A 4,103-nucleotide genomic window follows, 5' to 3' on the forward strand; every position below is an offset into this window, starting at 1 on the left:
ATATCAAATAAATTTATTTAATATACAATAATAGGTATTTAATTAAATTAATTACAATTTGATATTGACCTCAAATCATTACTCATCTATACTTGTAATTGTGAATAAAAGCATAAATGAGAAACTAATTAATCTATTCTCATTTAATACTTTAATGGAGGGATTACATATGCCTGAACGTATGGTAGGTAAACAAGCACCTAGATTTGAAATGGATGCAGTTTTAGCAAACAAAGAATTTGGAAAAGTAAGCCTTGAAGAAAATATGAAAAATGATAAGTGGACAGTTCTTTTCTTCTATCCAATGGATTTCACTTTCGTATGTCCAACAGAAATCACAGCATTATCAGATCGTTATGATGAGTTCGAAGATTTAGATGCGGAAGTAATTGGAGTGTCTACAGATACAATTCATACGCACTTAGCTTGGATCAATACTGATCGCAAGAACAACGGCCTAGGTGATTTGAAATATCCATTAGCTGCTGATACAAATCATGTTGTTTCACGCGATTATGGAGTATTAATTGAAGAAGAAGGAATCGCCCTTCGCGGATTATATATTATTAGCCCAGAGGGTGAATTAATGTATTCTGTTGTTAACCATAACAACATAGGCCGTGATGTGGATGAAACTCTTCGTGTTCTTCAAGCACTTCAAACTGGCGGACTTTGCCCAGCTAACTGGAAGCCAGGACAAAGTACACTAAATGTATAATTAAGAATTTTAATGAAAAGGCCTAACTTGATTGTTAGGTCTTTTCTTAAAGTATGATTCGATATGAGGGGGATAAACAATGAAATTACGTGAGCAAATGCCTGAGTTAACAGGTGCAACTGAATGGTTAAATGGAGAGGTAACGAAGGCTCAGCTTGTAGGTGAAAAGCCAACATTAATTCATTTTTGGTCTGTTAGCTGTCATCTTTGTAAAGAAGCAATGCCGCATGTTAATAAATTTAGGGATGATTATAAGGATCAATTAAATGTTGTTGCTGTTCATATGCCTCGTTCTGAGGATGATTTGGATTTAGAATTAATCAAAAAAACAGCAGCAGAGCATGAAATTGTACAGCCAATTTATGTAGATAGTGAGCATAAATTAAATGAGGCATTCGAAAATCAATACGTGCCAGCCTATTATGTATTTGATAAAGATGGAAACTTGCGTCATTTCCAAGCAGGCGGAAGCGGAATGAAAATGCTAGAGAAGCGTGTCAATCGAGTATTAGATGAAATGAATAAAGCAGAATAGTGTGAATGAACCAGGCTAAAGCTTGGTTCTTTTTTTTGAGTAAGTCCATATAGCATGAAAGGTAGTTTAAATTACATGCATATTTAAGGGTTTCGAACAGCACTTGACTAATTTCCACAGATAATAATACAATAGATAAATTATAGCAATATGTGTGTGTGACAAAATAATCGAAAATGACTGTTAATACCATGGAGGAATGATTGGTGAAGAAGGAATTTGCTGTGATTGGACTTGGACGTTTCGGTGGAAGCATTTGCCGGGCATTGGCAGAGGAAGGCATGGAAGTCATGGCAATAGATGTGAATGAAGATCGCGTAAATGAATTTTCAATGATCGCATCACATGCAGTAGTTGGAGATACTACAGATGAATCAGTTATTAAAAGTCTTGGTATTCGAAACTTTGATCATGTCATCGTAGCCATTGGTGATAATATACAGGCAAGTATTTTAACAACGTTAATTTTAAAAGAGCTGGGAGTAACAAAAATTACGGTTAAAGCCCAAAATGATTATCATGAGAAAGTATTAAGAAAAATTGGTGCAGATCATGTTGTCCATCCTGAGCGTGATATGGGCAGACGTATAGCCCACAACATCGTCTCCAATAATGTTCTCGACTATTTGGAGCTATCAGATGAACATAGTATTGTTGAAATTGTAGCAAATGAAAAGCTTAGCGGCCATACTCTAATTGATTTAGATATACGTGCAAAATATGGAATTAACATTGTTGCAATAAAGCGAAAGAATGATATCATCGTTTCCCCGTTATCACATGAGGCTATTCAGCTAAATGACATATTAATTGTTATTGGAGCAGATGTTGATATTAATCGCTTTGAGAAAAAAGTAATGAGCTAGGAGCTTTGTTTAATCGTAAAAGGGGCTGTAATTCATATAGTGAATTACAGCCCCTTTTGTATTATACTTCCATAATAATCGGCAAAATCATTGGACGGCGTTTTGTTTTTTCATATAGGAAAGGTGCCAGTGTGTCAGTTATTTCGTTTTTGATTTCTGACCATTGAGTCGTTTTCCGTTCCATTACTTTGTTCAAGTGTTTAGTAATTAATGATTGAGCATCATTAATAAGATCACCTGATTCTCTCATATAGACGAAACCGCGTGAAATGAGGTCAGGGCCTGCAGAGATTTTGAAATCCTTCATATTAATGCTGACAACAACAACTACTAATCCTTCCTCAGAAAGAATTCGTCGATCGCGCAGTACGATATTTCCGATATCACCAATTCCGTTTCCATCAATGTAAACGGAGCCTGAAGGAATTTTCCCAGCAATTTGTGCTGAATCTTCACTTAAGGCAAGTACTTCTCCATTATCCATAATAAAGCAGTTTTCATCCATCACACCACAATCTACAGCAAGTTTCGCATGCATTTTTTGCATTCTATATTCACCGTGGATTGGCATAAAGAATTTTGGCTTCATTAGTCGCAGCATTAGCTTTTGCTCTTCTTGACCTCCGTGACCAGAAGTATGGACATTGGAAAGCTTACCGTAAACAACATCTGCCCCAGCACGAGAGAGCATATCAATTGTTCTGCTTACACTAATCGTATTTCCTGGGATTGGTGATGATGAGAAAACAACCGTGTCGCCAGGATTGATTTGAATTTGTCTATGTGTTCCGTTAGCAATTCTGGATAAAGCGGCCATAGGTTCCCCTTGGCTGCCTGTGCATAAAATCGTGACTTGGTTGGAAGGCAAGCGATTAATTTGTTGGGCATCAATAAATGTATCCTTTGGGGCCTGAATATATCCTAGCTCTTGGCCAATATTAATGGCAGCTTCCATACTGCGACCAAAAACAGCAATCTTTCTGCCGTTTAATACTGCAGCTTCCGTTACTTGCTGTAGTCGGTGAATATTAGAGGCAAAAGTAGCAAAGATTACTCGGCCCTCAACTTTGCGAAATATATCATGAATGCTTTCGCCAACACGGCGTTCTGACATTGTAAAATCTTGTATTTCACTATTCGTACTATCAGATAGTAGGCATAGTACCCCTTCTTTACCGATTTCTGCCATTTTAGTTAAATTTGCTGGCTCTCCTACTGGCGTAAAATCAAACTTAAAATCACCTGTATGAACGATTTGCCCTGGTGGTGTTTTTACGACAATTCCATAAGAATCGGGAATACTATGGGTTGTTCGAAAAAATGTAACGGACGTTTTTCTAAACTTTATGACATCATCTTCTTTGATTTCATGCATTTTTGTTTGTCGAAGTAATCCGTGCTCTTCTAATTTATTGCGAAGTAAACCAAGTGCTAGTTTGCCGCCATAAATAGGAATGTTTACTTCTCTTAATAAATAGGGGATTCCGCCAATATGGTCTTCATGTCCGTGCGTAATAAAAAGACCTTTAATTTTGTCTTCATTTTTTACTAAATACGTATAATCAGGTATAACATAATCAATCCCTAGGAGTTCATCTTCAGGAAATTTAATTCCTGCATCAATTAAGATGATTTCATCCTGAAATTGAACAGCATACGTGTTCTTTCCGATTTCTCCTAGTCCTCCTAGGGCGAAAACAGCTGTTTGATCATTTTTTACAAATTTCATAATTTATTCTATCTCCAATACTTTAAAGTCTTCACTTTGTTTTTCAAAATCTAAAAATTGTCCCTCTAATATAGTAATGAACTCTATATTATAAGGTTTATCCGCTAATTTAAGACGTACATCTCTTTCAGACTCTCCTTCAACATAAATAGTTTGTGTTTTTTCACGAACAGGTACCTCTTTTTTTGATTCTTGATAAAAAACTTTAAAAATCATTTGAACTCTCTCCTTCATCCGAATAACTTTTTCTATTAT

5 protein-coding genes are annotated in these 4,103 nt (G+C 36.0%); 3 read left to right on the forward strand and 2 right to left on the reverse strand.

The genetic code is table 11. From position 1 onward, the window contains the following. Positions 1-169 precede the first annotated feature (169 nt). The 3 genes from V7122_RS22605 to V7122_RS22615 all read left to right on the forward strand — a co-directional run bounded on the left by V7122_RS22605 (position 170) and on the right by V7122_RS22615 (position 2,119). The gene (locus tag V7122_RS22605; RefSeq protein ID WP_315668375.1) at positions 170-718 is read left to right on the forward strand and encodes a peroxiredoxin; all 549 of its coding nucleotides are present in this window, start codon (positions 170-172) and stop codon (positions 716-718) included. Positions 719-797: 79 nt separating this feature from the next. Continuing rightward, positions 798-1,253, forward strand: coding sequence for a TlpA family protein disulfide reductase (locus V7122_RS22610; protein WP_335348038.1), 456 nt, complete (start codon positions 798-800; stop codon positions 1,251-1,253). 206 nt (positions 1,254-1,459) lie between these two features. Next, positions 1,460-2,119 carry a potassium channel family protein gene (locus V7122_RS22615; protein WP_335348037.1) on the forward strand — a complete coding sequence of 220 codons (660 nt, stop codon included), beginning with the start codon at positions 1,460-1,462 and terminating at the stop codon, positions 2,117-2,119. A 61-nt stretch (positions 2,120-2,180) separates the two neighbouring features. On the opposite strand, the gene rnjA is transcribed toward V7122_RS22615, so the two are convergent. Further along, a complete protein-coding gene (gene rnjA / locus V7122_RS22620; RefSeq protein ID WP_335483569.1) occupies positions 2,181-3,848 on the reverse strand; it encodes a ribonuclease J1 in 1,668 nt (555 codons plus the stop codon). Between the two features lie 3 nt (positions 3,849-3,851). Further along, complete coding sequence (locus tag V7122_RS22625; RefSeq protein ID WP_335483567.1) at positions 3,852-4,064, reverse strand: DNA-dependent RNA polymerase subunit epsilon; 213 nt, start codon at positions 4,062-4,064, stop codon at positions 3,852-3,854. Between the last annotated feature and the right edge of the window lie 39 nt (positions 4,065-4,103).

It is taken from the genome of Bacillus sp. JJ1532, assembly GCF_036965085.1.
In the GTDB taxonomy this organism is placed as follows: Bacteria; Bacillota; Bacilli; order Bacillales; family Cytobacillaceae; genus Cytobacillus.

Bases quoted from the DNA above. Each gene is read 5' to 3' on its own strand.
- V7122_RS22610 (WP_335348038.1), top strand. From the start codon at position 798: ATGAAATTACGTGAGCAAATGCCTGAGTTAACAGGTGCAACTGAATGG.
- V7122_RS22625 (WP_335483567.1), bottom strand. From the start codon at position 4,064: ATGATTTTTAAAGTTTTTTATCAAGAATCAAAAAAAGAGGTACCTGTT.
- V7122_RS22605 (WP_315668375.1), top strand. From the start codon at position 170: ATGCCTGAACGTATGGTAGGTAAACAAGCACCTAGATTTGAAATGGAT.
- rnjA (WP_335483569.1), bottom strand. From the start codon at position 3,848: ATGAAATTTGTAAAAAATGATCAAACAGCTGTTTTCGCCCTAGGAGGA.